The following is a 25,052-nucleotide window of genomic DNA, read 5'->3' on the forward strand; positions in this document are numbered from 1 at the left end:
CCTCACATCACGGCCGGTCACCGGCCCGATGGTCATCGAGCCTATCGCATCTCGTCCGGCGCGGTCACACCGAGCACTGCGAGGCCGGCCGCGAGGGTACTCCGAAGAGCCTCGACGAGCGCCAGCCGCGCCCAGGTCGACTTTCGGTCGGTTGCATTAACAAACCGTAATTGCGGCAAGTCTTTGCCCTTGTTCCATAAAGTATGAAGCGCGGCCGCCGTTTCATAGAGGTGGAACGCGATTCGATGCGGCTCGTGCGCCAGCGCCGCCGATTCCAGCACGCGGGGATATTGGGCGATCAGCCGCATCACCTCGATCTCACCCGGATCGCTCAGAAGGTCGAAATCGGCCTCGCGCAGGAGCGCCCTGGCAGACAGGTCCGCCCCCGGGAACGCCTCGCGCGCCTGCCGCTGCACCGAGCGGACCCGGGCATGGGCATACTGGACGTAGAAGACCGGGTTGTCCTTCGACTGCTCGACCACCTTGGCGAGATCGAAATCGAGCGTCGCGTCGTTCTTCCGGTAGAGCATCATGAACCGGATCGCGTCGCGGCCGACCTCGTCGATCACGTCGCGCAGGGTCACGAACTCGCCGGCCCGCTTCGACATCTTCACGGGCTCGCCCGCGCGCAACAGCCGCACCAGCTGGCAGAGCTTCACGTCCAAGATCGCCTGGCCGTCACTGACCGCCTTCACGGCCGCCTGCATCCGCTTGACGTAGCCGCCATGGTCGGCGCCGAGCACGTCGATCAGCTCGGTGGCGCCCGCCAGATACTTCGCACGGTGATAGGCGATGTCCGAGGCGAAGTAGGTGTAGGAGCCGTCCGACTTGAGCAGCGGGCGGTCGGTATCGTCGCCGAATTCCTTGGTGCGGAACAGGGTCTGCTCGCGGTCCTCCCAATCCTCGGGCAGCTGGCCCTTGGGCGGCGGCAGGCGGCCCTCATAGACGAGGCCCTTCTCGCGCAGCTCCTGGAGGAGGGCCTTCACGGCGCCGCTCTGAAGAAGCGTCCGCTCGGAGAAAAACACGTCGTGCCGGATGCCGATCGCCTCGAGATCGGACCGGATCATGTCCATCATCATGCCGAGCGCGACTTCGCGGACCACCGGCAGCCACTCGGCCTCCGGCTGGTCGAGGAGCGTGCGGCCATGGCTGTCGGCGAGCTTGGCGCCGACGGGCTTGAGGTAGTCGCCCGGATAGAGCCCCTCGGCGATCGCGAAGGGTTCGCCCAAGGCCTCGCGGTAGCGCTGGTAGGCGGAGCGGGCCAGGACATCGACCTGGGCGCCGGCGTCGTTGATGTAATATTCGCGCGTCACCTGCCGCCCGGCTGCGACCAGGAGATTGCACAGGGCGTCGCCGAAGACCGCGCCGCGGCCATGCCCGACATGCATCGGCCCGGTCGGATTGGCCGAGACGTACTCGACGTTGATCGGGCCTCCCTGCAGCTGCGCGCGGCCGAACCGCTCCGGGTCCGCGAGGGCGCTGCGGATCACGTCGTGGAAGATCCCAGGCGCCAGGCGCAAGTTGATGAAGCCCGGGCCGGCGACGCTCGCCTCGAGGATCCGCGGATCGGCGCGCAGCTCGGCGGCCAGCGCCTCGCCGAGCGCCTTCGGGTTGGTGCGCGCTTCCTTCGCCAGGACCAGCGCAGCGTTGGTTGCGAGGTCACCGTGCGCGGTGTCGCGCGGCGGCTCGACGACGACGCGGCCGAGGTCGAGGCCCTCCGGCAGCTGGCCGGCGCGGGTCAGGGCCTCCACGGCCTCGCGCACGCGCGCCTCGAACAGGGCGAAGATGTTCATCGGTCTCGGTCTCGCTCGTGCGGGGGATGCTGCCGCCCGGCCGTCTCGGCCTGCGCCCGCTCGGAGCCGTCTAGCAAGGGGGCGGGAGGGTGTCACGGCGCGGCAGCGGTGGCGGGCCGTCAAGCGCCGCAAGCCGGCATTAACCGTGCCAAAAAACGATTCCGCATTCGATCGAATGAGGGCAGTTTATCCCCACGCGATGACTACCGAAGCCTGGCAGAGCATCTTGTCTTGGCCCGCGCGAGTCTATGTGATCGCTGCGATCGCAAAATTCTCGATCTCGGAGATCTTCATGAAGACCTTGATGATGGCGGGCGCGGCGCTCTGCGCGGTGGTTCTGGCGACGCCGGCTGCCGAGGCGCGCGGCTTCCGGGGCGGTGGCTTCCACGGCGGTTACGGCGGCTATCATGGCGGCTTCGCCGGGCGCGGGGGTTACGGCCGCGGCTACGGATATGGTCGCGGCTACGGATACCGCGGCGGCTACGGCCACGGCCTCGGCTACGGGCTGGCCGGCGCAGGAATTGGCCTGGGCCTCGGTCTCGCGGCCGGCAGCCTCTACGGCGGCTACGGCTATGGCGGGGGCGGTTACGGCTATGGCTACCCCGCGGCCTATGGCGGCTACGATTACGCCTACCCGGCCGCTTATGGCGGCGGGTACGGCGGATACGGATCCGGCTGCTACGGCAGCTTCACCTGCGGTTGCGGCTGCTGATTGCGAAAAAACCCCTCGCCGGACCTCAGGGTTCGGTGAGGGGCAGGCCCCGGCTCGGCAATTCCCAGTAGAGATCGGGCGTGGTCGCGTAGAGCTTGCGATGGGCCAGCACCGCGTAGGTGTCGGTCATGCCGGCGATATAGTCGGCGACCCGCCGGGCGATGCGGCCTTCCGAGGCGTCCGACAGCCCGGCGCTCCATTCCTCCGGCATCCGCGACGGCGCGGCCGTAAAGGCTGCGAACAAGTCGTTGACGATGGCGTCCGCCTTCTTGCGCACGGCGACCACCCCCGGGTGCCGGTACATCCGCGCCCAGAGGAAGCGCATGATCTCGGCATCGGCCTCCACGATTGCCGGCGAGAACACGATCACCGGCTCCGATGCATGGCGAATGTCCTCGACGCACTTCGGATCGAGCGCGGCGATCCGGCGGCCGCCTTCGCGGATCACGTCCTCCACGAACCGGGTGATCACCCGCCGGGCGAGTTCATGGATCACCCGGGACGGTTCGAGGCCCGGATGCAGCCGATCGATCTCGTCGAGCAGATCGGCCAGGAACGGAACTGCGCGGAGTTCCGGAATGTCGAACAGGCCGGCGCGCAGACCGTCGTCGAGATCGTGCGCCGCGTAGGCGATGTCGTCGGCGAGCGAAGCCGCCTGCGCCTCCGGGCCGGCCTGGCTCCACAGATCGAGCGGGTTCAGGGCATCGTATTCGAGGATCGCGGCCGGGATGCCACGCTCGACGTAGCGTGCAGTGGGCTTCCCGCTCCGGTCGAGCAGCGGCCCGTTGTGCTTGACCAGCCCCTCCAGGGTTTCCCAGGCGAGGTTGAGGCCGTCGAAGCCGGCGTAGCGCCGTTCGAGCCGGGTGACGATCCGCAGGGCCTGAGCATTGTGGTCGAACCCGCCATGGGCCGCCATGCAGGCGTCTAGCGCATCCTCGCCGGTATGCCCGAAGCAGGTATGGCCGAGGTCGTGGCTCAGCGCCAAGGCCTCCGCCAAGTCTTCGTCGAGCCCCAGGGCGCGGGCGAGCGCCCGGGCGATCTGGCTGACCTCCAAGGTATGGGTCAGGCGCGTGCGGTAATGGTCGCCCTCGTGATGCACGAAGACCTGGGTCTTGTGCTTCAGGCGGCGAAACGCCGTCGAATGGATGATCCGGTCCCGGTCGCGCTGGAAATCGCTGCGCGTCGGCGAGGATGCTTCGGCGATCAGCCGTCCGCGGGTCCGGGCCGGATCGGTGGCGTAGGCCGCCCGCCAGCGCTCACCGTTGGGACGCACGGCGTCCATTCTCGATCTCGCGCAGCCTGATCATGACCCCTCCCCGCCCGGCGCGTTGCGGCGCGGGCCTCGAACCCATATCTTGTGGGCCGAGGCGGGCTCGGCAACGGCCGGGCGACGCCATCCACCGGACACTTGCGTGGCCAGAGCTACAATGGCTGAGATCACCCTGACCCCCCGCGCCGCCAAGCGCATCAACGAGATCATGGGCGCGGAGCCCCCGGGCTCGTCGCTGCGCATCAGCGTCAATGGCGGCGGCTGCTCCGGATTCTCCTACGCGTTCGACATCGCCCGGTCCCGGGAAGACCAGGACTTTGCGATCGAGCGCGACGGTGCCACCGTGATCGTCGATCCGGTCTCGCTGGAATACATGTCCGGCTCGACCATCGACTTCGTCAACGACCTGATCGGCCAGTCCTTCAAGATCGAGAACCCGCTGGCGACCGCCTCCTGCGGCTGCGGCACCTCGTTCTCGCTCTGATCGGCCGCGGCGGTCCCGCTTCCCCGGGGCCGTTGCGCGTCTACGACACTGGAGTCGGCTCAGGGCCCCTGCGTCGCATGTTCAATTGCTTCGACCGGGAAAACGCGGCACCCATGCGGTGACCCCGCCCGAGCCGTGATCCGGACCATCCCATGATCCATCCGAAGGCCCGATCCCGCCTCCGGTCGGCTTTGGCCGCGACCTGCGCCTTCGCCTACCTCGCCGGGATGGGGTTGCCTGCCCCGCTGGCGGCCCAGGAAGGCGCCGCCGCGGTCCAGGACGTGACGGTCACGGACGTCATGCTGCCGCTGGGCGGCACGCTGCTCCGGGCGCCGAAGCTGACGGCGAGTGGCACGCGCCTCTCCAAGGACGAACTGGCGGCGATCCTGAAGTCGGATTCCTCCGAGCCCTGGGAGGCGCGGTTGGCGCGCCTCGACGCCGGCAGCCTGACCATCCCGGTTCTGACGTCCGAATATGCAGGCCCCGGCGACAACCGCCAGACCGTGACCTATCGCGACGTGGTCGCCCGGGACGTGAAATCCGGCCGCGTCCGGGAGCTGACCGCTGCGGGCGCGACGATGAGCGCCGCGGCCGGCCCGAACCGCGGCAACGGCACCTACGGCCAGATCCGGGCGACCGATCTGGACCTCGCCGCGCTGAGCCGGCTCTACACCGTCCCGGGCGACGGCAAGGGGCCAGTGCAAAAAGTCTACGGCACGATTCAGGTCGCGGACGTGACCTATTCCGACGCGCGCGGCACCACCGTGAAGATCGCGCGCCTGGACGGCCGCGACCTCGGCGGACGGCAGATTCCGGATGGCTGGAACGGCGCCTTCGAGATCGTGGCCGCGGGCTTCCAGCCGCCCCACGACCGGCGGACCTTCGCGGCGGCGGCCGCCGACCTGATCGAGGCGACCGCCCTCGGCAGCCTCGACATGCAAGGTCTGAGCGTCAGCAACACCGATCCGCAGGGGCCGGTCCTGTTCGAGATCGGACGGGCGACGTACGCCGCCGCCGGCCCGGAATCCGGCACCGTCCTGGAGAACATGACCCTGTCGCGCGGCAACCTGCGCGCGCATCTCGGGCGCTTGGCGCTGACGAACGTCTCGCTGGCTCCGACGATCGCGGCCCTGCGCAGTTTCGCCGCCGAACCCGAGACCCGGCCCGGCTTCAGCGACGCCGAGATGCGCCGCCTGACGCCGGCCCTGGGCGGCTTGACCCTGGCTGACCTGAGCATCGACCTGCCACCCGACGCCGAGCTTCCGAAGCCCCCGCCACAGGATCCGCGCCCCGCGGCCCGCGGGCCCGCGCCGGGCAAAGCGGCCCCGGCCAAGCCCGTTGATGCCAAGGCTCCGGAGCCGAAGCCCGGTGACCCGCTCGCGGTCACGATCACGCCGGTACCCACCCGCCGGGTCGCCCTGCGCGAGGCCGCCTTGTCGTTCGGGCCACCGCAGGACGGCTTGCCGAGTGCCAGCCGCCTCACCCTCTCCGGCCTGAGCCTGCCGGCGGATCTCGTGGCCGATGCTCCCATCGTCGGCGCGCTGCCGGCCTACGGCTACCGTGATCTCGACCTCGATCTCGTGGCCGACGCAGCTCTGGACGGGAAGGCGCGCGACCTGACGCTGCGGGAAGTCACCGTTTCGGGTCGCGACATCGGCACGATCCGGCTCGCCGGCACGCTGGGCGGCTTCGGCCCGGAACTGTTCAACGGAACCCTGCCGGCCACCACGATGCTGATGTTCACGGGCAGCGCGAAGACACTCGATCTGACCGTCGAGAATGCCGGGCTGTTCGAGCGATTCCTCACCGCCCAGTCGAAGGATCTGAGCCTCAAGCCGGACGAGCTGCGCAGGGAATACGTCACCGCCAGCCTGCTCGGCGTCCCGGTCATTCTGGGCAACACCGCGGCCGCCAAGGGCATCGGCGCGGCGATGGGGCAGTTCGTAATGAAGCCCGGCAAGCTCGTCCTGCACGCCAAGTCCAAGGAGCCCGCCGGCATCGGATTCATCGATATCGGCGCGTCCCGTTCGCCGGCGGCCCTGCTCGACCGACTCGACGTGGACGCCAAGGCGAACTGAGCCCTCGAAAAGAGCCGCCCGCTACCTTTCAGGAGGCGCCGGCTATTCCGCGATGATCCCGGGATGCTGCGCCGCCAGCGCGGCCCGGGTCGTATCGGCCCAGGCGCGGTCGCGCTGCCCGCGCGGGCGGTCGAGGGGCACATCCGCCATGAGAGTCGCGGGCCGCTTCGAGACCAGCAGCAGCCGGTCGGCGATTCCGATCGCCTCGGCGACGTTGTGGGTCACCATCAGGACGCTCATTCCGGCGGAATCGACCGTATCGACCATCAGCCCGCGCAGCTCGGCGGCGGCGGCATCGTCCAGGGACACGAACGGCTCGTCGAGCACCAGCACGCGGGGGTCGTCGGCGAGCGCCCGGGCGAGCGCGACCCGCCGCTGCATCCCAAGCGACAGGGCCTTCGGGTAGCTGCCGCGCCAGGGCGTGAGTCCGAGCCGCGTGAACAGGGTGTCGAGGTCGCGTCCGCGCCGGGCCCGCGGCAGCCCCAACCGGACATTGTGCTCGACGCTGCGCCAGGGCAGCAGCCGCGGCTCTTGGAACACCATCCCGGCCTGATCGGCACCGGAAACGCGGCCCTCGAAATCGGTGTCGAGGCCGAGCAGGATGCGCAGGGTCGTGGTCTTTCCGGCGCCCGACGGCCCGATCAGGCAGACGATCTCGCCGGCCCCGACGCCGAAGGCCAGGTTGCGGACCGCCTCCACCGGCTCGGTGCGCTTGGACCGATAGACCTTCGCGGCGATCGCGACCTGGAGGACGGGTTCAGCGCCAGCGGCGGACATGGGCTTCAAGCCGCTGCAGGAGGAGGACGTCGATCCCGATCATCACGGCCATGAAGACGAGGCTGTATCCGATGATCGCGGCCACGTCGGTGCTCTGCACGAAGTAGTAGTTGATCGCGAAGCCGACCCCGTCGGGGCGTCCGAGCAGCTCGACCACCAGCACGATCTTCCAGGCGAGCGACAGGCCGGAGCGCGCCGCCGTAACCACGTAGGGCTGAAGCTGCGGCACCAGCACGTCGAGCGCCCAGGTGCGCCGGTCGAACCGGTAGGCAAGGGCCATCTCGTCGAGGCCAGGGTCGAGGTTGCGCGCGCCCTCGCGCACGATCACCGCGACGTTCGGAAGCTTGTTGAGGACCACCGCCAGGATCGCGGCGGTCTCGGTCAGCCCGACCCAGACATAGGCCAGCACGGTGATGACGAGGGCCGGGGTGTTGAGCAGGACGAGGAGCGGCGTGTCGAGGGTCAGGTCGGCGGCCTTCGAACGCCCTAGGGCGACGCCGAGCAGGATGCCCAGCACCATCGCCACCGCGAAGGAGATCGCCACCCGCAGTAGCGTGATCCCGACATTGTGCGTGAGGTCGCCGCGCTCGGCCTCCTGGATGATGAAGCGCAAAACCGCCATTGGGGCCGGCAGCAGGCGCGACCCGGCCTCCAGCGCAGCGAATTGCCAGGCGGCGATGAGCACGGCGAGGGACGCGATACGGGTCAGCGCGCCCATGCGGTCCCAGCGATCCGGAGCCGCGACACTGGAGGCAGCCTGACGGGCCGCTCAACCATTGCGGCCGCTGTCGTAGTACAGGTCCGGCGGCAGCCCGGCGCCCTTGCCGACGAGGCGGGGACCGCCGAGGCGGGACATGACGGCGTAGAGCGTCTCGGCATCGGTACGCTCCGCCGCCACCGGGCGGCGCGGGATGCCGGAGAGGAAGTCGCGCTTGAGCGCCTCGAAGGTCGCGTCGTTCTCGGCTGCCATCAGCGGGCGCACGATCTCCCAGGTGCTGGGATCGGCCGCCAGCATCTCCTTGGCGGCCCGGGACGCCCGCGCGAACCCGGCCACCGCCTCGGGCTTCTCCTTCACGGTCACATCCTGGAACAGGTAGCCGATCAGGGACACGTCGCCGGCGACGCCCAGCGCGTGCATGATGTCCTCGGCGCCGACCAGCCGGCGGAAGCCCTTGGCCTCGAGCCGCGCGCAATAGGTCCAGTAGGTCAGCGCCGCGTCGAGGGCGCCCTGCTCCAGCTTCAGGGTGATCAGCGGCGGCGCGCCGTAGGCGATCTCGGTGGCGTGCTCCAGGTCGATGCCGGCGGCGTCCTTGGCCTGGGCCCGCAGGAGCAGCCAGTTCTTGTCGAGCGGGCCCCCGGCGACGCCGAAGCGCTTGCCGTCGAGATCTTTCAGGCTCTTGATCGGGCTGTCGGCCGGCACCATCACGGCGCCCTCCGAGGTCGAGTACGGGATGAAGCGCACCGCCTGGCCGTCATTGCCCAGCCGCGCCGCCCAGAGCAGGTCTCCGATGATCGTATCGACCTGCCCGCCGATAAAGCTGATCCGCGCTGCGTCGTTGCCGGCGAGCTTGACCGCGTCGAGCTGGAAGCCGTTGGCGGTATCGAGGCCGCGGGCCTTGATCACCGCCGCCTCCCAGGTCGAGGTGCCGAAGGGCAGGCTTCCGAGGCGGATCACCGGCACGTCCGCCCGCGCTGCCCGCAGGCCGAGGCCGCCGAGCAGGCCGCCGGCGAGCATTGCGCGCCGTGACAGCATCACGCCTTCTCCCATCGTATTGCGCGGTCTTCGAAGACAGCAGACTTGGGCGTGGACTTGTCCTGACGCCATTGGAAAAAGGTCATAGGGCTCGCGCGGCACGCCGTCCACCGCGGCGAATTTCCCTGCCTGCTTGCGCGCTGCCAGTGCCGCGGGCACCCTATTTTCCCGACGCCGCTACAAGAAGGACGAGGCAAATGAGCGAACAACGCGAGGGCGTTCTGGACGAGGCGGCGGTGGAGGCGCGGCTGAAGGCCGAGCTGCCGCAATGGCGGCTTGAGGAGGGCTGGATCCGCCGCACCTACAAGACGGTGGGCTGGAAGGGCACGCTCATGGTGATCAACACGGTCGGCCACTTGGCTGAGGCCGCCTGGCACCATCCCGACATCACCGCGTCCTATGCCTGGGTCGAGGTCCGGCTGATGAACCACGCGGCCAAGGGCATCACCGACAAGGATTTCGCCCTCGCCAAGAAGATCGAGGAGGTCGTGTCCTGGCAGCCGGCCCTGGAGGGACAGGGTCTGGACGGCACGCCGTCCGATCCGCGTTTCGCCTACATCAAGTACGACAAGTAGCTCAGCCTGGAGCCGCCCGGTCACTGCGGCTCCTTCACCCGGCGGCACTCGGTCTTGAGGTAGGCGGACTTGCCGATCTCCTCCCGCCGCTGGGTGCGGGCGATGATCTCCTGCCAGCCTGTGGCGCAGCCAAGTTCGTTGGCGACGCGGACCTTGCGCACCTCCAGCGCCTCGGCATCGGTGCAGGCCTCCTGGGCGAGACCGTTGGCGCAGACCAGGACGACGGCGATGAAGGCGTTCATGCGGGCGGTATTCCTCGGATCACGCCCCGCTTACGCGCGGAGAAGGTCCAGAGTTTCCGCCCGCGGCGCGACCTGCGCGCCGGGATGATTCACGGTCGGCCCGCCCTGAGGGGGCGGAGGGGCGGGCCGACCGCTCATCGCAGCGTGGCGCCACGCTGCGATCGGTGTGGCTGTTCGCTCAGGCGCCCTGCGCCGGAACCGGATCACGGCTCTCCGGCCGGATCCGGTAGCAGCCCACATAGAGGGCGGGCAGGAACAGCAGCGTCAGGAATGTAGCCGCCAAAATACCGCCGATCATCGCAAACGCCATGGGGCCCCAGAACACCTCGCGGGCGATCGGAATCAGGCCGAGGCTGGCCGCGGCGGCGGTGAGCAGGATCGGCCGCATCCGGTGGTGGGTCGCCTCGTAGACGGCGTCCCAGGGCGCCATGCCCTCGGCCCGGAACTCCTCGATCTGGCTCACCAGGATCACGGCGTTGCGGATGATGATGCCGATCAGGGCCAGGATGCCGAGGATCGCCACGAAGCCCATCGGCTTGTCGAACAGCAGCAGCGCCGGGACGACGCCGATCAGCCCGAGGGGCGCTACTGTGAACACCAGCAGCATCCGGCCGACGCTCTGGAGCTGGACCATCAGCAGCAGCGCCATGGTGAGCAGCATCACCGGGACCACGGCGGCGATCGGGCCTTGGCCCTTGGCCGATTCCTCGACGGCGCCGCCGGTCTCCAGGGTGTAGCCCTCGGGCAGCGCCTTCGCGAAGGCTTCGATGCCGGGCTGGAGCGCGGTGACGATGGTGGCCGGCTGGGTGGTGTCGCGGATCGTGGCGCGCACCGTCACGGTCGCGAGCCGGTTCCGGCGCCAGACGATCGGCTGCTCGAGGTCGTAGCCGATCCGCGCGAAGGACAGCAGCGGCACGACGGAACCGTTGGCGAGGCCGACCTGCAGGGATTGCAGGGTATCGAGCGACGAACGCTCGGCCGCCCGCGCCCGCCCGACGACGTTCACGAGGTAGATCGAGTCCCGCACCTGCGTGATCGCCTGGCCGCCCTCAATACCGTTGAGGATGCCGGCGATGTCCTGGCTGGTTACGCCGAGCTGGCGCGCCTTGTCCTGGAGGATCTCGACCCGCAGGACCTTGCCGGGCTCGTTCCAGTCGAAGGTCGGCACGTCGAGGCGCCGGTCGGTGGCGACCACGTTGGCCAAGTCGAGGGCGAGGCGGCGGACGGTCTCCATGTTCGCCCCGCTCAGCCGATACTGGACCGGTCGGCCCACCGGCGGCCCGAGGCTCAGCGGCTGAACCAGCACGTCGGTGCCGACGAAGTCGCGCTTTCCGATCGCCTGGAGGCGGCCCATCACCTGATCCCGGATCTCCAGGGATTTCGTGACGACGACGATCTGCCCGTAGAACGCGTTGGAGAGCTGCTGGTCGAGGGGCAGGTAGAAGCGCACCGCGCCCTGGCCGACATAGGATGACCAGCTGGTCACGTCCGGATCATCCTTCAGCTTGGCCTCGAACCGGTCCATCTGCGCCTTGGTCTCGGCGATGGTGGCGTTCTGCGGCAGCGTCAGGTCGACCAGCACCTCGGAGCGGTCCGAGGACGGGAAGAATTGCTGCTGGACGTGGCCCATGCCGACGATCGCCGTCGCCATCAGAGCGAGGCAGAGCACGACCGTGGTCCAGCGCCAGGCCATGGCGAGCTTGAGCACCGCCAGGAACAGCCGGGTCAGGAACCCGCGCTTCTCGGCGTGGTGCTTGACGGTCTTCGGCAGCAGCGTGACGCCGATCAGCGGGGCGAACAGCACCGCCACTACCCAGGAGACCAGCAGAGCGGCGGCCAGCACCACGAACAGAGAGTAGGTGTACTCGCCCGCCCCCGAGCCGTTGAAGCCGATCGGCAGGAAACCCGCCACCGTCACCAGGGTGCCGGTCAGCATCGGGAACGCCGTCGAGGTGTAGGCGAAGGTCGCGGCCTTGCGCAGCGTGTCGCCCTGTTCCAGCCGGGCGACCATCATCTCGACCGTGATCATGGCGTCGTCGACCAGAAGGCCCAGCGCGATGATCAGGGCGCCGAGCGAGATGCGCTGCAGCGTCACGTCCATCATCTGCATCACGACGAAGACGATCGCGAGCACGAGGGGAATCGAGACCGAGACCACCAGCCCGGCCCGGACGCCGAGGCTGACGAAGCTGACGGCGAGCACGATCACGACGGCCTCGACCAGCGCCTCGGTGAAGCCGCCGACCGCGTGCTCGACCTGCTTGGGCTGGTCGGAGATCAGGTGGACGCCCACGCCCATCGGCAGCGTCGCCTCGATCCGCCGCATCTGATCCTTCAGGGCCTCGCCGAAATGCAGTAGGTTGGCGCCCGGCCGCATAGCGATGGCGAGGCCGATGGCGGGCTCGCCGTTGACCCGGAACATCGGGGCGGGCGGATCCTCGTAGCCCCGGCTGATGTCGGCGATGTCGGCCAGCCGGAAGAAGCGGTCATTGACCCGCAGGTTCACGTCCTGAAGCGAGGCTTCCGAGGTGAAGGAGCCGCTGACCCGCAGCGAGACGCGCTCCGGCCCGGCCTGCACCACGCCCGAGGCCGAGACCGCGTTCTGGGCCTGCAGGGCCTTGATCAGCGCCTGGAAGTCGATGCCGTAGCCGGCGAGCTTGCGGGTCGAGAAATCGAGGTAGATCGTTTCGGCCTGGGTGCCGATCAGCTGGGTCTTGCCGATATCGGGCACCCGCAGGACCTCGGTGCGCACGCCCTCGACGTAGTCGCGCAGCTGCCGGTAGGTCAGTCCGTCGGCGGTAAAGGCGTAGATGTTGCCGTAGACGTCGCCGAACTCATCGTTGAAGAACGGGCCCTGCACGCCGTCCGGGAACTGGCCCTTGATGTCGCCCAGCCGCTTGCGGACCTGGTAGAAGGCCGGCTGCACGTCGGACTTCTTCAGGGTATCGCGGAACTGCACGAACACCGTCGAGGAGCCCGGCGTCGTGTAGCTGCGGACGTAATCCAGGCCGTTGAGCTGCTGCAGCTCCTTCTCGATCCGGTCGGTGACCTGATCGATCGTGTCCTTGATCGTGGCGCCCGGCCAGGTCGTCTGCACGACCACGGTCTTGATCGTGAACGGCGGGTCCTCCTCGCGGCCGAGGCGGCTATAGGCCATCACGCCCGCCACCAGCGCGACCGCCATCAGGAACCAGACGAACGAGCGATGCCCGAGCGCCCAGTCGGAGAGATTGAAATCCTTCACGGGAAACCCTCGTCCGACCGGCTCAACGGGCGTCGTCGGTCAGGCGCACAGCCTGGCCTTCGCGCAGGGTGTGGACGCCCGCGACCACGATCCGCTCGCCCGGTTCAAGACCGTCGCTGATGGCGACGCGCCCGCCCTCGACCGCTTCCGTGGTGGAGGCCGGCGTCACGTCGCGGCGCGTCACCGCTTTGCCGTCCGCGGCGACGATCCAGACCGAGCGGCGCTGGCCCTCTTCGAGCAGCGCCGACTCCGGAAGGAGGAAGCGGCGCGGGACCTTGCGCATGAGCGACACGTCGATTGTCGCGCCCAGCCGGAAGGCGGGGCCGGGATCCTCCAGGGTGATGCGGATGCGTCGGGAACGCGTCCCGGCCTCGGCGAGGGGCGCGATTTCCCGGACGCGGCCCTTGGCCGTCAGCTCCGGCGCGCTCTGGAGCGAGACGGTGAACACGCCATCCGCCGGCAGGGCGCCGACATATTGCTCCGGAATGTCGACCACCGCCTCGCGGATCTCCGGCCGGGCGACGGTGACGACGCCCTGGCCGGCGCTCAGCACCTGCCCGACCTCGGCGAGGCGCTGAGTGACGACGCCGTCGAACTCGGCCTTCAGCTCGGTGTAGCCCATCTGGTCCCGGGCCTTCTGGAGGCTCGCCGCAGCCTGATCGAGCCGCGCCCGGGCGGTGTCGCGCTTGGCCACCGCCTGATCGAGGGACGCCTGCGAGACGTTGTTCCCCGCCATGAGACGCCGGGCACGCACCTCGGCGGCCTCCGCGTTCTCGGCCTGCGCGCGGGCGTCGGCGAGATCGGCCTCGGCCCGGGTCAGGTCGAAGCGCGTGACCACGGTGTCGAGGGCGGCCAGCCGCTGCCCCTTCTTGACGATGTCGCCGACGGTCACGTCGCGCGCCACCATCCGGCCGGGAATCTGGAAGCCGAGTTGCGACTGGTAGCGGGGCTCGATCGTGCCCGCGAAGGGGCCGAATGCGATGTTGTTGCTCGGCACGGCGACCTGCGTGAGCACAGGCCGCACCGGCGCAGCCGCCTCCTTGGGCGTGTCGCCATGGCCGTCGCAACCGCCGAGACTGAGGGCGAATGCGATGGCCGCCAGAACCGCGCGCACACTCATGGGTTGCCTCCGACGAGGGCGGCGGCAACCTCCTGCCCCGGCCGCAGAAACTGGATACCCGCGATGACGACGCGCTCGCCCGGCTCGACGCCGCTCTTCAAGGCGATGACATCCGGCCCGTACCGGTCGATCTCGACGGTGCGGACCGACACGGTCCGCCGGCCTGTGTCGTAGATCCAGACCGCCGGGTGGCCGTCGTAGCGATAGAGTGCCGACCAGGGCAGGATCACCGCATCATGCGGCGCGAAGCGTCCGTGGCCGATGACGACGGCGCCGAGCCCCATGGCGGGCGGCGTCTGCTCCAGGCCGATCTTGACCCGGACCGTGCCGCTCGACGCATCCACCGTCGGCGAGACCTCGCGCACGGTGCCGCGCGCCGAGATCGCCGGGTTCGCCTGCAGCGAGACGGTGATGGTCTTGTCGCCGGGCGGTCGTGCAGTCAAGGATTCGTAGACGTTGAACACCGCGTCGCGCGGCCCGTCCTGGGCGAGCACGAGCACGGTCTGGCCAGATTGAACCACCTGACCGACCTCGACACTTCGGCTCGTAACGATCCCGGACACGCCGGCGCGCAGTTCCGTGTAGGAGAACTGCTCCTGCGCGGTCCCGAGGGCGGCCTCGGCCGAATCGACCGCGGCCTGCGCGGTGCGCAGCTCCTGCTCGGCATTGTCGTAGCTCGGTCGCGTGGTGTAGCCGCCCGCCAGGAGCTGCTTTTGGCGCTCGTAGGCCATCTTGGCCTGGGTCAGCCGCGCCTCCGCGGAGGCCAGGGCGGCCTTGGCGTTGTCGAGATTGGCCCGCTGGGTCAGCGGCTCCAGCACGGCGAGGACCTGATCGGCCTCGACATGATCGCCGACCTCGACCCGGCGCTCGGCGACCTTGCCGTTCGTCCGGAACGAGACGTTGACCTGCGCCTGGGCCTGGATATCGCCGGTCAGCACGACCTCGGAGGCGACCGGCGTGCGCTGGGCCTCGACCACGCGGACGCGCGCCAGGGCCGTATCCGGTGCCATCGTCGGTTCAGCGGCCTTGGCTGCCGACGCGAGGGCGATCGTCGCCAACACCACGGCTGTGTATCGATGAGCGGTCATGCGGATCTTGCGGTCGACCATCGCGGCGGACTGGGAGCCCACGGCGTGACGGGTTCCTACTTCATCGATTACATACCGTCCAGTCGGTTTCTAAAACGGTGACCCATGCGCGTGAAACGGCAGCGGCTGGCGGAACGGCCGGAGATCATCCTGGAGGCGGCCGACGCGGTGTTGCGCAAGGGCGGCGCGCGGGCGCTGACCATCGACGCCGTCGCGGCCGAGGCGGGCCTGAGCAAGGGCGGCGTGCTGCATCACTACGCATCTAAGGATGCGCTGATCGTGGCCCTCGTCGCCCGCAAGCTCTCCGAGCTGCGCGAGGACATCGCCGCCTGCGAGGCCGAGATCCCGCCCGGACCGGCGCAGCTGCCGATGGCCATGGTGGCGCATGTTCGGTCGCATTACTGCGACGACGACGAATCCTCCCGCGCCCTGCTCCTGGCCTCGATCGAGTATCCGGCGGCCCTCAACGACTACCGGGCCTTCGTGGCCGACCAGCTCGACCGGCTCGCCGGGATGAACGGCGCCCGCCCGGGCGAAGGCTCGGTGCTGTTCTTCGCCATCCTGGGCGTGATCATGGGCCGGACCCTCGGCTTCCATCGTCTCGACGCGGACGAACTGGAGCCGATGTTCGGGGCGCTGGAGCGGATCGCCCGGAAATCCGAGGGGTGATCCCGTCCCGGACGCCACCGCATCCGCTGCGCCAATTGTATCCACAGGTGGGAGAGGCAAAAATTCATCGGCGGTGCCAAGCTCGAACCGCAGTCTTCCGCGATGGCGGATCCCCGACGGAAGACGTACGCGGGCGGTGGAACCCGGCATCCCCGTAAAAATCGCGGCGGTGTCTTTACTGGATCGCCGGAACGACCGTGCGATGAAAGAGTCTCAATCGTGTCGCGTCGCCGGGTGGTCGGGTCATTGCATGCGGACGATGATTTTTTCGGGCGACAACACCGGATCGTCATGCGCCGATGAGTCCTCCGGCTGCACAAGCGCGTTGACAGCCGTCCCGTTACTCGCCGCCAGCGTAGCGTCATGAACGAACACGCCGCGACTCCGTCCTCCGAGGACCTGCGCAACGCCCTGGCGCGCGCTCTGTACGATCACGATGGAAGCGGGAACGCCAACCATCCGGCCTGGGACGGAGACACGCTGGATACCCATCATCCGGGGCTGCGCCAGCGCTATCTGCGACGCGCCGACGCCCTGGCCGCCGGCCCCCTTGCCGCCCTGATCTCGGATCGGAACGACCGGACCGCGTGCGACGAGGAGTTGCGCGTGCTCCGACGGCAGCGCATGGCCCCGGAGCGGGAACGCGAGCTTTTGGAGGCCAACAACCGCGTCCTCGCGCGCGCCCATGCGGCGGAGGCCGCCCAGGAAGCTGCCGAAGCGGCGCTGTCCGTGGCGCAGCGGGAGCGCGACGTCGCCCGGGAGGCGGAGGCGTTCTGGCAGCGTTTCGCCTTCGACGCCGACGAATTGGCGACCCGCCGGCTGATCGAGCAGACGGACGCAAGGGCCGAAGCCGAACGGACCGCGATCCGCGAGCGCTGCCGGCGCGAGCGGGCGGAGAGCGCACTTCGGCTCTTCGCCGACCGGGCCGAGGTGATGCCCAAGGAGGGCTGGGCGTCGGAATTGACCAAGGCCAATCGCGACATCCCGCTCTGGTGGTTCCACGCCGCCCGGGTCGCGCTGGATTCGCACGAGCCGGAGAGCGGTCCCGAGCCGGAAACTCCTTGATCCGGCTGCGGGGGTCGCGTTTAGGCCGGACGGACCGTCAGGCCGCGGCCGACCGCGCCAGATCCGCCGGCGGCTCGCGGAACAAAGCCGTGCAGCCGGAGCCGCGATGCATGCTGAGGATCGAGGCCCGGTCGATGTCCGGGTGTGCCTTCAGCACCTTCTGCACGCAGCACAGGACGCGCTCGTACTGCGCGGCGTCGTAATTCGGTTCCAGCGGGCTCACGGCGATGTAGGTCTCGACCACGAGCACGCGCTCCGCACGATCGCGGTCGACATCGACCGCAATCCAGGACGACTTGATCAAGCTGGTGCTGGCGAGCATGGGCGTTCCTCGTTCAGCTTTGTTGCGCGGTCGTTCACGGGGGGACGACCGATTTTGGCGGAATGATGGACCGCCTTGAGACGTATGCCAAGAGGGCAAGGACCAGTTCCCCCGTTGCTCTGCGGGGTTCGCGTTGAGACCTGAAACTCTTGGGTCTAAGCTGGGGAGCTCGCCACAACCTTCGCGAGTGTTTCTTGGTACTCGCCTCCGGCGGATGGCATGTGGTATACAAATTTCAAGGCCCGCCAGACCGGGCCACGTGACGGAACCGCGAATCGACGGGGCCGCGCATCGGGAGGGAGTTTCGGCATGGTTTGTCCGAGAACGCGAGACGCGTGGTTCCAGACCCGCTGCGCAGCCTCCGCGATGACGCGGCGCGCACGACCGATCTGAGACCCCTCCCGTCGCCGCATCCCGAAACCCGACCCGAGATCCGAGACCGATCATGACCAAGGCCCTCGAAGGCGTCCGCATCCTGGACTTCACCCACGTCCAATCCGGCCCGACCTGTACGCAGCTCCTGGCCTGGTTCGGAGCGGACGTGATCAAGGTCGAGCGGCCGGGGGTCGGCGACGCCACCCGCCAGCAGCTTCAGGACATTCCGGATGTGGACAGCCTGTATTTCACGATGCTGAACCACAACAAGCGCTCGCTCACGCTCGATTCGAAGAACCCGAAGGGCAAGGAGGTGCTCTGGCGCCTGATCGAGGAATGCGATGTCCTCGTCGAGAACTTCGCTCCCGGGGCGCTGGCGCGGATGGGTCTGACCTGGGAGAAGATCCACGCCAAGAACCCGCGCATGATCCTCGCCTCGGTGAAGGGGTTCGGGCCGGGTCGCTACGAGGAGTGCAAGGTCTACGAGAACGTCGCGCAATGCGCCGGCGGCTCGGCCTCGACCACAGGCTTCCGCGACGGCATCCCGATGGTGACCGGCGCCCAGATCGGCGATTCCGGCACCGGCCTCCACCTCGCGCTCGGCATCGTCACGGCGCTCTACCACCGCACCCAGACCGGGCTGGGCCAGAAGGTCGACTGCGCCATGCAGGACGGCGTGCTCAACCTGTGCCGGGTGAAGCTGCGCGACCAGCAGCGCCTCGAGCACGGGCCGCTGAAGGAATACAGCCAGTTCGGCGAGGGCATCCCGTTCGGCGAGGCGACCCCGCGGGCCGGCAACGATTCCGGCGGCGGCCAGCCGGGCCGGATCCTGCGCTGCAAGGGCTGGGAGCAGGACCCGAACGCCTACATCTACGTGATCACGCAGGCCGCGGTCTGGGACCCGATCTGCGACATCATCGGCGAGCCGGGCTGGAAGACCGATCCGAACTACGTCTCCCCGAAGGCGCGCCTGCCGCATCTCAACGAGATCTTCACGCGCATCGAAGCCTGGACGATGAAGATGTCCAAGTTCGAGGCGATGGACATCCTCAACGGCCACGACATCCCGTGCGGCCCGATCCTGTCCATGAAGGAGATCGCCGCCGATGAGGCGCTGCGGGCGACCGGCACCATCGTGGAAGTCGATCACCCCACCCGCGGGCGCTACCTGTCGGTCGGTAACCCGATCAAACTGTCGGCGAGCCCCACCGAGGTCGTGCGCTCGCCCCTGCTCGGCGAGCACAACGACGAGATCCTGCGCGACGTGCTCAGGTACTCCGCCGAGGACATCGAGGCGATCGCCGGTTCCGGCGCCATCGGCGGCGTGCAGAAGATCGCCGCGGAGTGAGAGCGGCGGGCGATCCCGGGCCGTCGTCCGGGATCGCCTTCGGGCCGCACGAAAACCCCGCAAATCAAAAAGAATCCCGCCCCGTGTCGGGGCCGGACGACGCCAGGGATCGCCCATGCGCATCGCCGTCATCGGTCAGCAGGATTTCGGCAAGGCCGTCCTGGACGCGTTCCTGAAGCGTGGGGATACCGTCACGGGCGTCTTCTGTGCACCGGAGAAGCCCGGGGCCAAGCCGGACGTGCTCAAGACCGCGGCGCTGGAGAAGGACCTGCCTGTCTTCCAGTTCCCGAGTCTGAAGAGCCCGGAGGCTGAGGCGGCGATGCGCGGCCTCGACGCCGATATCGGCATCATGGCCTACGTGCTGCAATTCGCACCGCAGAGCTTCGTCACCATCCCGAAGCACGGCACGATCCAGTACCACCCGAGCCTGCTGCCGCGCTATCGCGGCCCGTCCTCGATCAACTGGCCGATCGCCAAGGGCGACCTGCAGACCGGGCTGACGATCTTCCGCCCAACCGACGGCCTCGATGAGGGGCCGGTGATCCTGCAGAAGACCTGCGAGATCGGCGGCGACGCGACGCTCGGCGACATCTACTTCAACACCCTGTTCCCGATGGGCGTCGACGCGATGCTGGAGGCGGCCGACCTCGTGGTCGCGGGCGAGCATATCGAGGTCGATCAGGATGAGGACGCGGCGAGCTACGAGGGCTGGTTCCGCGCCGCTGAAGCCGAGATCCGCTGGTCGGCCCATGCCGACCAGATCTACAACCTGATCCGGGCCGCGAACCCGGCTCCCGGTGCCTGGACCACCCTCGACGGCAAGAAGCTCCAGATCTTCGACGCGCACCTGCATCCGGTCCGCCGCCTCGGCGAGGTGAAGGGCAAGCCCGGCGAGGTGATCGCCGTGGACGAGGACGGGTTCAGCGTCTGCGCGCAGGGCGGCCGGATCGAGATCCGCAAGGTCAAGCCGGAGGACGGCAAGAAGATCGCGGCTGCCGAGTTCGCCGCCTCCGGCGGCATCGCGGTCGGGCAGATCCTCGGCCGCTGAGCCGAGGATTACCGCGCTTCAACCTTTGTCGACCGCGTTCAGCCCGTAGCCGCGGAAGCGCTCGACGGTGCCGTTGATCTCGTGGTCGGACAGGATGTTCGGGGCGCCGACCTGGAGCGCCACGGCGTATTGCCAGCACAGGGTCTCCAGCTCGACGGCGAGCCATAGCGCCTTCTCCAGGCTCTCCCCGGCGGCGATCATGCCGTGGTTGGCGAGCAGGCAGACGTTCCGGTCCTTGAGCGCCGCCAGGGCCAGCTCCGAAAGCTCCGCCGTGCCGTAGGGCGCATAGGGCGCGCAGCGCACGTTCGGTCCGCCGAAGGCCGCGATCATGTAATGCACCGCCGGGATCTCCCGCCCGCACAGGGCGAAGGCGGTGCAGTGGATCGGATGGGCGTGGACGACGGCGCCGATCTCGGGCCGCGCCGCCAGGATGTCCCGATGGAACCGCCATTCCGAGGACGGCTTGAGCCCATCCGGGTGCGTACCGTCGAAGGCCAGCGGCACGATGTCGTCCGGGCCCATGCGCGCGGTGGGCAGCCCCGAGGGCGTGATCAGGAGGCGATCGCGGAACCGCACCGAGACGTTGCCCGAGGTGCCACGGTTCAGCCCTTGCGCGTCGAGATCCCGCACCGCCGTCACCACGCCCTCGCGTGCGATCCGCTCGTCCCTATCCATGCCCGATCCTCGGATGAACCCGGTACCGGGTACGCACGAAGGCCCGGCGCCGTAAAGCCGGCGCCGGGCCTCCTGTCGGTCGTTCCGCTGCCTTACTGGGCGAGCACCGGTGCGAGGTTCGCCTGCGGCGCCTTGGTGTAGGCCGCCCGCATCGGCTTGAGCACGAACAGGGCCAGGAACGCCGCGAGGATATTGAGCCCGGCGGCCACCAAGAACACCGTGTGCCAGCTCCCCGTCATGGTCGTGAGCACGCTGGTATAAGGCACGATCAGCGCCGCCGTCCCCTTGGCGGTGTAGAGCAAGCCGGCATTGGTCGCAGCGTATTTCGAGCCAAAGGTGTCGCCGCAGGTCGCCGGGAACAGCGAGTAGATCTCACCCCAGGCGAAGAACACCAGACCGGTGAGCAGCACGAAGGCGATCGGGTTCTCGCCGAACTGGCTCAGCGCGTAGATGCCCAGGCCCTCGATGGCGAAGGAGATGAACATCGTGTTCTCGCGGCCGATATGGTCCGAGACCCAGCCGAAGAACGGCCGCGTCACGCCGTTGAGCACCCGGTCCAGGGTCGCCGCGAAGGTGAGCGCCGGCAGCGTGATCCCGAGCAGCGAGACCGGCACGTCGGCGATCTTGAAGTCCTTGGCGATCGGGCCGAGCTGCGCGGTCGCCATCAGGCCGCCGGCGGCCATCATGACGAACATCGCGTACATCACCCAGAAGATCGGGGTCCGCACCATCTCACCCGGCTTGAAGTCGCGCTTGGACTGGCTGACCCGGGCGACATCCGGGACCTGGCCCTTGGCCGGCGACCGGAGGAACAGGGCGATCAGCATCACGATCAGGCCCTGGCCGATGCCGAAGTAGAAGAACGCGGCCTCGTAGCCCTGGGACTTGATCATCGCCTGGATCGGCACGACGGTCAGCGCAGAGCCGGCGCCGAAGCCCATCGCGGTGATGCCGGCGGCGAGACCGCGGCGGTCCGGGAACCACTTGAGGGAGTTGCCCACGCAGGTCCCGTAGACCGCGCCCGCGCCGGTGCCGCCGATGGCGGCCGCCACGTAGAGCATCGTGAGGGTTTCCGCGTAGGAATTCATCACCCAGGCGATGCCGCAGAGCAGGCCGCCGAACAGGGTGACGATCCGCGGGCCGTACTTATCGACGAACCAGCCCTCGATCGGCACCAGCCAGGTTTCGGTGACCACGAACAGCGTGAAGGCGATCTGGATCGCGGCGCGATCCCAGCCGTGCCGCTCCTGCATCGGGTTCACGAAGAACGTCCAGCCGTACTGCATGTTGGCGATCATGCACATGCAGACGACGCCGAATGCCAGCTGGAGCCATCGGCCCCGCCCGACCGGTTTGCGGATCTCGGACATACGCTTCCCTCCAGATTGGATTTAATATTTTCTCTCGTTCGCCGGCTGTGTTTATGACCCGACGGCGCCGCCCGTGGCAGTACAAACCGCGGGGCGTGCTTTGAAAAATTCTTGGCTGGCGGACAAACGAAGTCTCGGCGGCGCCGCCTTCCACCGCCGAAAAGTCTCACCCGCGCCGTTCTGGTCTACGGTATGCCAGATGAATGGTGCTGAGGTCGGGGGGATCTGTCAATCGATCATGCATAAAAATACACGAATTGGCCGCGGGATTACCGGGGCGTCGGATACGTGAGCTCCAAAGTTGGCATTACCGTTCCGGTTTGTGCGGCCACCGCGTGATCCGCTCGATCAGACCGTTCGCGACCGGTCTGTGGAGTTGGCTCGCAATCGGCTAGGATCTGCCAAAGGTTTGGGCTAGTTCGTTTAAAGAGCGCACGACGCAGAACACGTGCGAGAAATCATGGGCATGGGCCGACTGGACGAGGCATGTCGAACTCCGAACCGTTGAGCGTTAAACCGATCGTCGCCAGCTCCAGTTTACGGACCTTGGCTTATGAAGCGCTCAAGACTGCTATCACCAACATGGACATCTACGGGCGGCCGGATGAGGTGCGGCTCGACGAGCGGAAACTGTCGCAGGATCTCGGCGTCAGCCGCACGCCTGTCCGTGAGGCGCTCACCGTCCTGGAGCAGGAAGGGTTCGTTCGGTCCGAGGCGCGCCGCGGTGTCTTCGTCATTAAGAAGAACAAGCGCGAGATCGTCGGCATGATCCACGCCTGGACGGCCCTGGAGAGCATGGCGGCCCGCCTCGCCTGTGCCAGCGCCACCGACAAACAGCTCCGGTCGCTGCGCGAATCATTTCCGGAGTTCTATGAGGGGCAGCCGGCCGAGCATATCGACGAATACTCGGACGCCAATATCCGCTTCCATCAGCGGATAATTGCGCTCGGGCATTGCGAGCCGATCGCCGAGCTGACCAGCAACCTGCTGATGCATGTCCGGGGCATCCGCAGCACCGCGCTCCGCCAGGGCGATCGGGCGGAGCGGTCGATCCGCGAGCACGTGGCGATCATCGCTGCGCTGGAAGCCCGAGATGCCGACACGGCGGAACGGCTGGTGCGGGAACACGGTCTCGGCCTCGCGCAGCACGTGGACAGGTACGGCGATTACCTCGACTGAGGATCGTCGACCGGCCGATGAAGCAGGGGTCGAACGGTGTCTGCCTTCCGCTAGCCTGTTTGACCGGTCTTTCCCTTTCTCGACCTCATCCTGAGGCGACGAAGCGAAGCGGAGGCCTCGAAGAAGCCCTCCAGCCAGCCGCGCGATCCTTGGAGGGCTCCTTCGAGGCTGCTGCGCAGCACCTCAGGATGAGGGGAGAGATTGGGATCGTGCGGTCAAATAGGCTTTGGGCGGCCTCCAAGAGCATCGTTCATCGAACGCGCGTTCTGACAGACCGATTGCGTTGCAACATGCTCCCTCTGCGAGCGCCCCTAACTCGACACATCGCACACTAAGCAGGTGAAGCCGAGACCGAAATTAAGGGTCGCTTTCCGGTTGCCGGTCACGTCATGCATTCTGGGCATGACTGGAATTCGGTATCTGGCATACCAGTTTGCGGCGCGGCATGGCATCTCTTGCATCGCAACATCGTTGTCCTGCCGAGCCGCACCGGAGCCTCCCGATGATCGCCAGTTTCCTCGTCGTGTTTGTCGCCCTCGCCGCTTGCCAGGCCCTGCTGGCCGTCAAGCTCGCGGACATCCTGAGCCCGTCCTCCGATGCCGGAAAGGCCTCCGCCCAGCCGGTCCGTCAGGACGGCACCGTCAGCCTCGCCTGAACTCTGCTTTTCCGGCGTCTATACGCGGGCAGACTGCGTAGGGTTAACACTTTGCTCAAGGGTTTCCGCTAGCGTCAACGGATCGTTGACCATGCGGGCGAGGGAGCAACCGCGTTGGCCCTCGGCCTCTCTTCGCGGACCGCAGACGGTCCGTTCGTCCTGCTGGTCTCGGATCGTCCGTCCGAACGCGCCGCCCTGGAGCGCGCGATCGCTCTGGTGATGGATTGCCGTGCGGTCCCCGCCGGCAAGGCGATCCCTTCGGGACGTCCCCATCTAATCATTCTGGACCTGCCGCCGACGCAGGCGGCGGCGCTGGAGCCAACGCTGACCCATCGCGGGCTGCCGGTTCCGCGCCTCGTCCTGGTTCGCGGCGAGCCGTTGAAGGCCTCCCCGCATGTGCGCCAGCTGCCGGCGGCCGCTCCGCGCCAGCAGGTGCTGGCGAATGTCTTCGCGATGATCGAGGCGGTGACGCGCTCGGTGGAGACGCGCCGGCAGAAACTCGTCGGGCGCGTCTCGGACGCGACCGCGATCGTGTCCGAACTGTTCGACAGCGCGGCGCTCGGAGCGGGGCTGCAGCGCGCCGATGTCGAGCGCGGGACCGAGCTGGTGCTGGCCGCCATCTCCGAGGCCGGGATCACGGATTGGCTGGCCGAAGTCTGGCGCCACGATATCGGCGTCTACCAGCACACGCTGGGGGTGGCCGGCCATGCCGCGAGCTTCGGCGCGCAGATCGGGCTGAGCCGGATCGACCTCGCGCGCTTGGTGCGATCCGCCCTCCTCCACGACATCGGCAAGTCGCGCATCCCGAGCGAGATCCTGAACAAGCCCGGCCATCTCGACCCGGAGGAGTTGCGGCTGATGCAGCGCCATCCGGTGATCGGCGCCGATCTCCTGCAGGCCCAGGGCACGTTCGAGGACGAGGTCATCGACGTCGTCCTGCACCATCACGAGCGCCTCGACGGGACCGGCTATCCGGACCGGCTCCGGGGCGCGGCGATCTCCGATCTGGTCCGGATCGTGGCGATCTGCGACGTGTTCTCGGCCCTGACCGAGCGCCGCGCCTACCGGAAGCCCGCCGGCCCCGCCGAGGCTCTGGCGATCATGACCGACGGGTCCGGACATCTCGACCCCGATCTCCTGCGCGTGTTCGCGCCGGTCATGCTCGGGGGCGACGCGCTCGCGGCCTGATCGCCGTGGCCTCGGCGCCACG

23 protein-coding genes are annotated in these 25,052 nt (G+C 68.3%); 11 read left to right on the top strand and 12 right to left on the bottom strand.

Annotated features, from left to right (window positions below; translation table 11 throughout):
* Window positions 1-41: 41 nt before the first annotated feature.
* A complete protein-coding gene (argS, locus tag MKK67_RS30670; RefSeq protein ID WP_243972637.1) occupies window positions 42-1,793 on the bottom strand; it encodes an arginine--tRNA ligase in 1,752 nt (583 codons plus the stop codon).
* 292 nt (window positions 1,794-2,085) lie between these two features.
* On the opposite strand from argS, the gene MKK67_RS30675 reads away from it, so the two are divergent.
* Complete coding sequence (locus tag MKK67_RS30675; protein WP_243972638.1) at window positions 2,086-2,505, top strand: hypothetical protein; 420 nt, start codon at window positions 2,086-2,088, stop codon at window positions 2,503-2,505.
* A gap of 25 nt (window positions 2,506-2,530) precedes the next feature.
* On the opposite strand, the gene MKK67_RS30680 is transcribed toward MKK67_RS30675, so the two are convergent.
* The gene (locus MKK67_RS30680; RefSeq protein ID WP_243972639.1) at window positions 2,531-3,787 is read right to left on the bottom strand and encodes a deoxyguanosinetriphosphate triphosphohydrolase; all 1,257 of its coding nucleotides are present in this window, start codon (window positions 3,785-3,787) and stop codon (window positions 2,531-2,533) included.
* A gap of 145 nt (window positions 3,788-3,932) precedes the next feature.
* On the opposite strand from MKK67_RS30680, the gene MKK67_RS30685 reads away from it, so the two are divergent.
* Both MKK67_RS30685 and MKK67_RS30690 read left to right on the top strand, forming a co-directional pair.
* Window positions 3,933-4,259 (top strand): HesB/IscA family protein, encoded by a 327-nt coding sequence (locus tag MKK67_RS30685; protein WP_243972640.1) that lies wholly within the window; start codon window positions 3,933-3,935, stop codon window positions 4,257-4,259.
* 152 nt (window positions 4,260-4,411) lie between these two features.
* The gene (locus MKK67_RS30690; RefSeq protein WP_243972641.1) at window positions 4,412-6,337 is read left to right on the top strand and encodes a hypothetical protein; all 1,926 of its coding nucleotides are present in this window, start codon (window positions 4,412-4,414) and stop codon (window positions 6,335-6,337) included.
* Between the two features lie 42 nt (window positions 6,338-6,379).
* On the opposite strand, the gene MKK67_RS30695 is transcribed toward MKK67_RS30690, so the two are convergent.
* The 3 genes from MKK67_RS30695 to MKK67_RS30705 are packed head-to-tail and all read right to left on the bottom strand — an operon-like array spanning window position 6,380 to window position 8,867.
* On the bottom strand, window positions 6,380-7,114 hold the full coding sequence (locus tag MKK67_RS30695) for an ABC transporter ATP-binding protein (RefSeq protein ID WP_243972643.1): 735 nt from the start codon (window positions 7,112-7,114) through the stop codon (window positions 6,380-6,382).
* Entirely contained in the window at window positions 7,095-7,832 is a 738-nt protein-coding gene (locus MKK67_RS30700) for an ABC transporter permease (RefSeq protein WP_243972645.1), read from the bottom strand. The genes MKK67_RS30695 and MKK67_RS30700 overlap by 20 nt, the downstream gene beginning before the upstream one ends.
* Before the next feature lie 51 nt (window positions 7,833-7,883).
* A complete protein-coding gene (locus MKK67_RS30705) occupies window positions 7,884-8,867 on the bottom strand; it encodes an ABC transporter substrate-binding protein (RefSeq protein WP_243972647.1) in 984 nt (327 codons plus the stop codon).
* A gap of 197 nt (window positions 8,868-9,064) precedes the next feature.
* Between MKK67_RS30705 and MKK67_RS30710 the strand changes: the two genes are divergently transcribed.
* Complete coding sequence (locus tag MKK67_RS30710) at window positions 9,065-9,442, top strand: 4a-hydroxytetrahydrobiopterin dehydratase (RefSeq protein WP_243972649.1); 378 nt, start codon at window positions 9,065-9,067, stop codon at window positions 9,440-9,442.
* A 20-nt stretch (window positions 9,443-9,462) separates the two neighbouring features.
* On the opposite strand, the gene MKK67_RS30715 is transcribed toward MKK67_RS30710, so the two are convergent.
* The 4 genes from MKK67_RS30715 to MKK67_RS30730 form a co-directional block, all read right to left on the bottom strand.
* Window positions 9,463-9,684, bottom strand: coding sequence for a hypothetical protein (locus MKK67_RS30715; protein ID WP_243972651.1), 222 nt, complete (start codon window positions 9,682-9,684; stop codon window positions 9,463-9,465).
* Window positions 9,685-9,862: 178 nt separating this feature from the next.
* Window positions 9,863-12,928, bottom strand: coding sequence for an efflux RND transporter permease subunit (locus MKK67_RS30720; RefSeq protein WP_243972653.1), 3,066 nt, complete (start codon window positions 12,926-12,928; stop codon window positions 9,863-9,865).
* A 22-nt stretch (window positions 12,929-12,950) separates the two neighbouring features.
* The gene (locus MKK67_RS30725; RefSeq protein WP_243972654.1) at window positions 12,951-14,048 is read right to left on the bottom strand and encodes an efflux RND transporter periplasmic adaptor subunit; all 1,098 of its coding nucleotides are present in this window, start codon (window positions 14,046-14,048) and stop codon (window positions 12,951-12,953) included.
* Complete coding sequence (locus MKK67_RS30730) at window positions 14,045-15,136, bottom strand: efflux RND transporter periplasmic adaptor subunit (protein ID WP_243972779.1); 1,092 nt, start codon at window positions 15,134-15,136, stop codon at window positions 14,045-14,047. The genes MKK67_RS30725 and MKK67_RS30730 overlap by 4 nt, the downstream gene beginning before the upstream one ends.
* Before the next feature lie 105 nt (window positions 15,137-15,241).
* Here MKK67_RS30730 and MKK67_RS30735 point away from each other — a divergent pair, with 105 nt between their 5' ends.
* Both MKK67_RS30735 and MKK67_RS30740 read left to right on the top strand, forming a co-directional pair.
* A complete protein-coding gene (locus tag MKK67_RS30735; RefSeq protein ID WP_243972655.1) occupies window positions 15,242-15,805 on the top strand; it encodes a TetR/AcrR family transcriptional regulator in 564 nt (187 codons plus the stop codon).
* A 363-nt stretch (window positions 15,806-16,168) separates the two neighbouring features.
* Complete coding sequence (locus MKK67_RS30740; protein WP_243972658.1) at window positions 16,169-16,870, top strand: hypothetical protein; 702 nt, start codon at window positions 16,169-16,171, stop codon at window positions 16,868-16,870.
* Between the two features lie 37 nt (window positions 16,871-16,907).
* Here the strand turns inward: MKK67_RS30740 and MKK67_RS30745 are convergent, their stop codons facing one another.
* The gene (locus MKK67_RS30745; RefSeq protein ID WP_243972660.1) at window positions 16,908-17,192 is read right to left on the bottom strand and encodes a hypothetical protein; all 285 of its coding nucleotides are present in this window, start codon (window positions 17,190-17,192) and stop codon (window positions 16,908-16,910) included.
* Window positions 17,193-17,637: 445 nt separating this feature from the next.
* Between MKK67_RS30745 and frc the strand changes: the two genes are divergently transcribed.
* Complete coding sequence (frc, locus tag MKK67_RS30750; protein WP_243972662.1) at window positions 17,638-18,915, top strand: formyl-CoA transferase; 1,278 nt, start codon at window positions 17,638-17,640, stop codon at window positions 18,913-18,915.
* A gap of 115 nt (window positions 18,916-19,030) precedes the next feature.
* On the top strand, window positions 19,031-19,963 hold the full coding sequence (locus MKK67_RS30755; protein ID WP_243972664.1) for a methionyl-tRNA formyltransferase: 933 nt from the start codon (window positions 19,031-19,033) through the stop codon (window positions 19,961-19,963).
* Window positions 19,964-19,981: 18 nt separating this feature from the next.
* Here the strand turns inward: MKK67_RS30755 and MKK67_RS30760 are convergent, their stop codons facing one another.
* Both MKK67_RS30760 and oxlT read right to left on the bottom strand, forming a co-directional pair.
* Complete coding sequence (locus MKK67_RS30760; protein ID WP_243972666.1) at window positions 19,982-20,638, bottom strand: class II aldolase/adducin family protein; 657 nt, start codon at window positions 20,636-20,638, stop codon at window positions 19,982-19,984.
* A gap of 92 nt (window positions 20,639-20,730) precedes the next feature.
* Entirely contained in the window at window positions 20,731-22,008 is a 1,278-nt protein-coding gene (gene oxlT / locus MKK67_RS30765) for an oxalate/formate MFS antiporter (RefSeq protein ID WP_243972668.1), read from the bottom strand.
* Between the two features lie 486 nt (window positions 22,009-22,494).
* Between oxlT and MKK67_RS30770 the strand changes: the two genes are divergently transcribed.
* The 3 genes from MKK67_RS30770 to MKK67_RS30780 all read left to right on the top strand — a co-directional run bounded on the left by MKK67_RS30770 (window position 22,495) and on the right by MKK67_RS30780 (window position 25,030).
* Window positions 22,495-23,187: a GntR family transcriptional regulator gene (locus tag MKK67_RS30770; protein ID WP_243972671.1), complete on the top strand. Its 693-nt coding sequence runs from the start codon at window positions 22,495-22,497 to the stop codon at window positions 23,185-23,187.
* Window positions 23,188-23,689: 502 nt separating this feature from the next.
* On the top strand, window positions 23,690-23,842 hold the full coding sequence (locus MKK67_RS30775; RefSeq protein ID WP_243972673.1) for a hypothetical protein: 153 nt from the start codon (window positions 23,690-23,692) through the stop codon (window positions 23,840-23,842).
* A 114-nt stretch (window positions 23,843-23,956) separates the two neighbouring features.
* A complete protein-coding gene (locus MKK67_RS30780) occupies window positions 23,957-25,030 on the top strand; it encodes an HD-GYP domain-containing protein (protein WP_243972675.1) in 1,074 nt (357 codons plus the stop codon).
* Window positions 25,031-25,052 lie beyond the last annotated feature (22 nt).

It is taken from the genome of Methylobacterium sp. J-072, assembly GCF_022829425.1.
GTDB lineage: Bacteria > Pseudomonadota > Alphaproteobacteria > Rhizobiales > Beijerinckiaceae > Methylobacterium.

Bases quoted from the DNA above. Each gene is read 5' to 3' on its own strand.
- argS (WP_243972637.1), bottom strand. From the start codon at position 1,793: ATGAACATCTTCGCCCTGTTCGAGGCGCGCGTGCGCGAGGCCGTGGAG.
- MKK67_RS30675 (WP_243972638.1), top strand. From the start codon at position 2,086: ATGAAGACCTTGATGATGGCGGGCGCGGCGCTCTGCGCGGTGGTTCTG.
- MKK67_RS30680 (WP_243972639.1), bottom strand. From the start codon at position 3,787: ATGGACGCCGTGCGTCCCAACGGTGAGCGCTGGCGGGCGGCCTACGCC.
- MKK67_RS30685 (WP_243972640.1), top strand. From the start codon at position 3,933: ATGGCTGAGATCACCCTGACCCCCCGCGCCGCCAAGCGCATCAACGAG.
- MKK67_RS30690 (WP_243972641.1), top strand. From the start codon at position 4,412: ATGATCCATCCGAAGGCCCGATCCCGCCTCCGGTCGGCTTTGGCCGCG.
- MKK67_RS30695 (WP_243972643.1), bottom strand. From the start codon at position 7,114: ATGTCCGCCGCTGGCGCTGAACCCGTCCTCCAGGTCGCGATCGCCGCG.
- MKK67_RS30700 (WP_243972645.1), bottom strand. From the start codon at position 7,832: ATGGGCGCGCTGACCCGTATCGCGTCCCTCGCCGTGCTCATCGCCGCC.
- MKK67_RS30705 (WP_243972647.1), bottom strand. From the start codon at position 8,867: ATGCTGTCACGGCGCGCAATGCTCGCCGGCGGCCTGCTCGGCGGCCTC.
- MKK67_RS30710 (WP_243972649.1), top strand. From the start codon at position 9,065: ATGAGCGAACAACGCGAGGGCGTTCTGGACGAGGCGGCGGTGGAGGCG.
- MKK67_RS30715 (WP_243972651.1), bottom strand. From the start codon at position 9,684: ATGAACGCCTTCATCGCCGTCGTCCTGGTCTGCGCCAACGGTCTCGCC.
- MKK67_RS30725 (WP_243972654.1), bottom strand. From the start codon at position 14,048: ATGAGTGTGCGCGCGGTTCTGGCGGCCATCGCATTCGCCCTCAGTCTC.
- MKK67_RS30730 (WP_243972779.1), bottom strand. From the start codon at position 15,136: ATGACCGCTCATCGATACACAGCCGTGGTGTTGGCGACGATCGCCCTC.
- MKK67_RS30735 (WP_243972655.1), top strand. From the start codon at position 15,242: ATGCGCGTGAAACGGCAGCGGCTGGCGGAACGGCCGGAGATCATCCTG.
- MKK67_RS30740 (WP_243972658.1), top strand. From the start codon at position 16,169: ATGAACGAACACGCCGCGACTCCGTCCTCCGAGGACCTGCGCAACGCC.
- MKK67_RS30745 (WP_243972660.1), bottom strand. From the start codon at position 17,192: ATGCTCGCCAGCACCAGCTTGATCAAGTCGTCCTGGATTGCGGTCGAT.
- frc (WP_243972662.1), top strand. From the start codon at position 17,638: ATGACCAAGGCCCTCGAAGGCGTCCGCATCCTGGACTTCACCCACGTC.
- MKK67_RS30755 (WP_243972664.1), top strand. From the start codon at position 19,031: ATGCGCATCGCCGTCATCGGTCAGCAGGATTTCGGCAAGGCCGTCCTG.
- MKK67_RS30760 (WP_243972666.1), bottom strand. From the start codon at position 20,638: ATGGATAGGGACGAGCGGATCGCACGCGAGGGCGTGGTGACGGCGGTG.
- oxlT (WP_243972668.1), bottom strand. From the start codon at position 22,008: ATGTCCGAGATCCGCAAACCGGTCGGGCGGGGCCGATGGCTCCAGCTG.
- MKK67_RS30770 (WP_243972671.1), top strand. From the start codon at position 22,495: ATGTCGAACTCCGAACCGTTGAGCGTTAAACCGATCGTCGCCAGCTCC.
- MKK67_RS30775 (WP_243972673.1), top strand. From the start codon at position 23,690: ATGATCGCCAGTTTCCTCGTCGTGTTTGTCGCCCTCGCCGCTTGCCAG.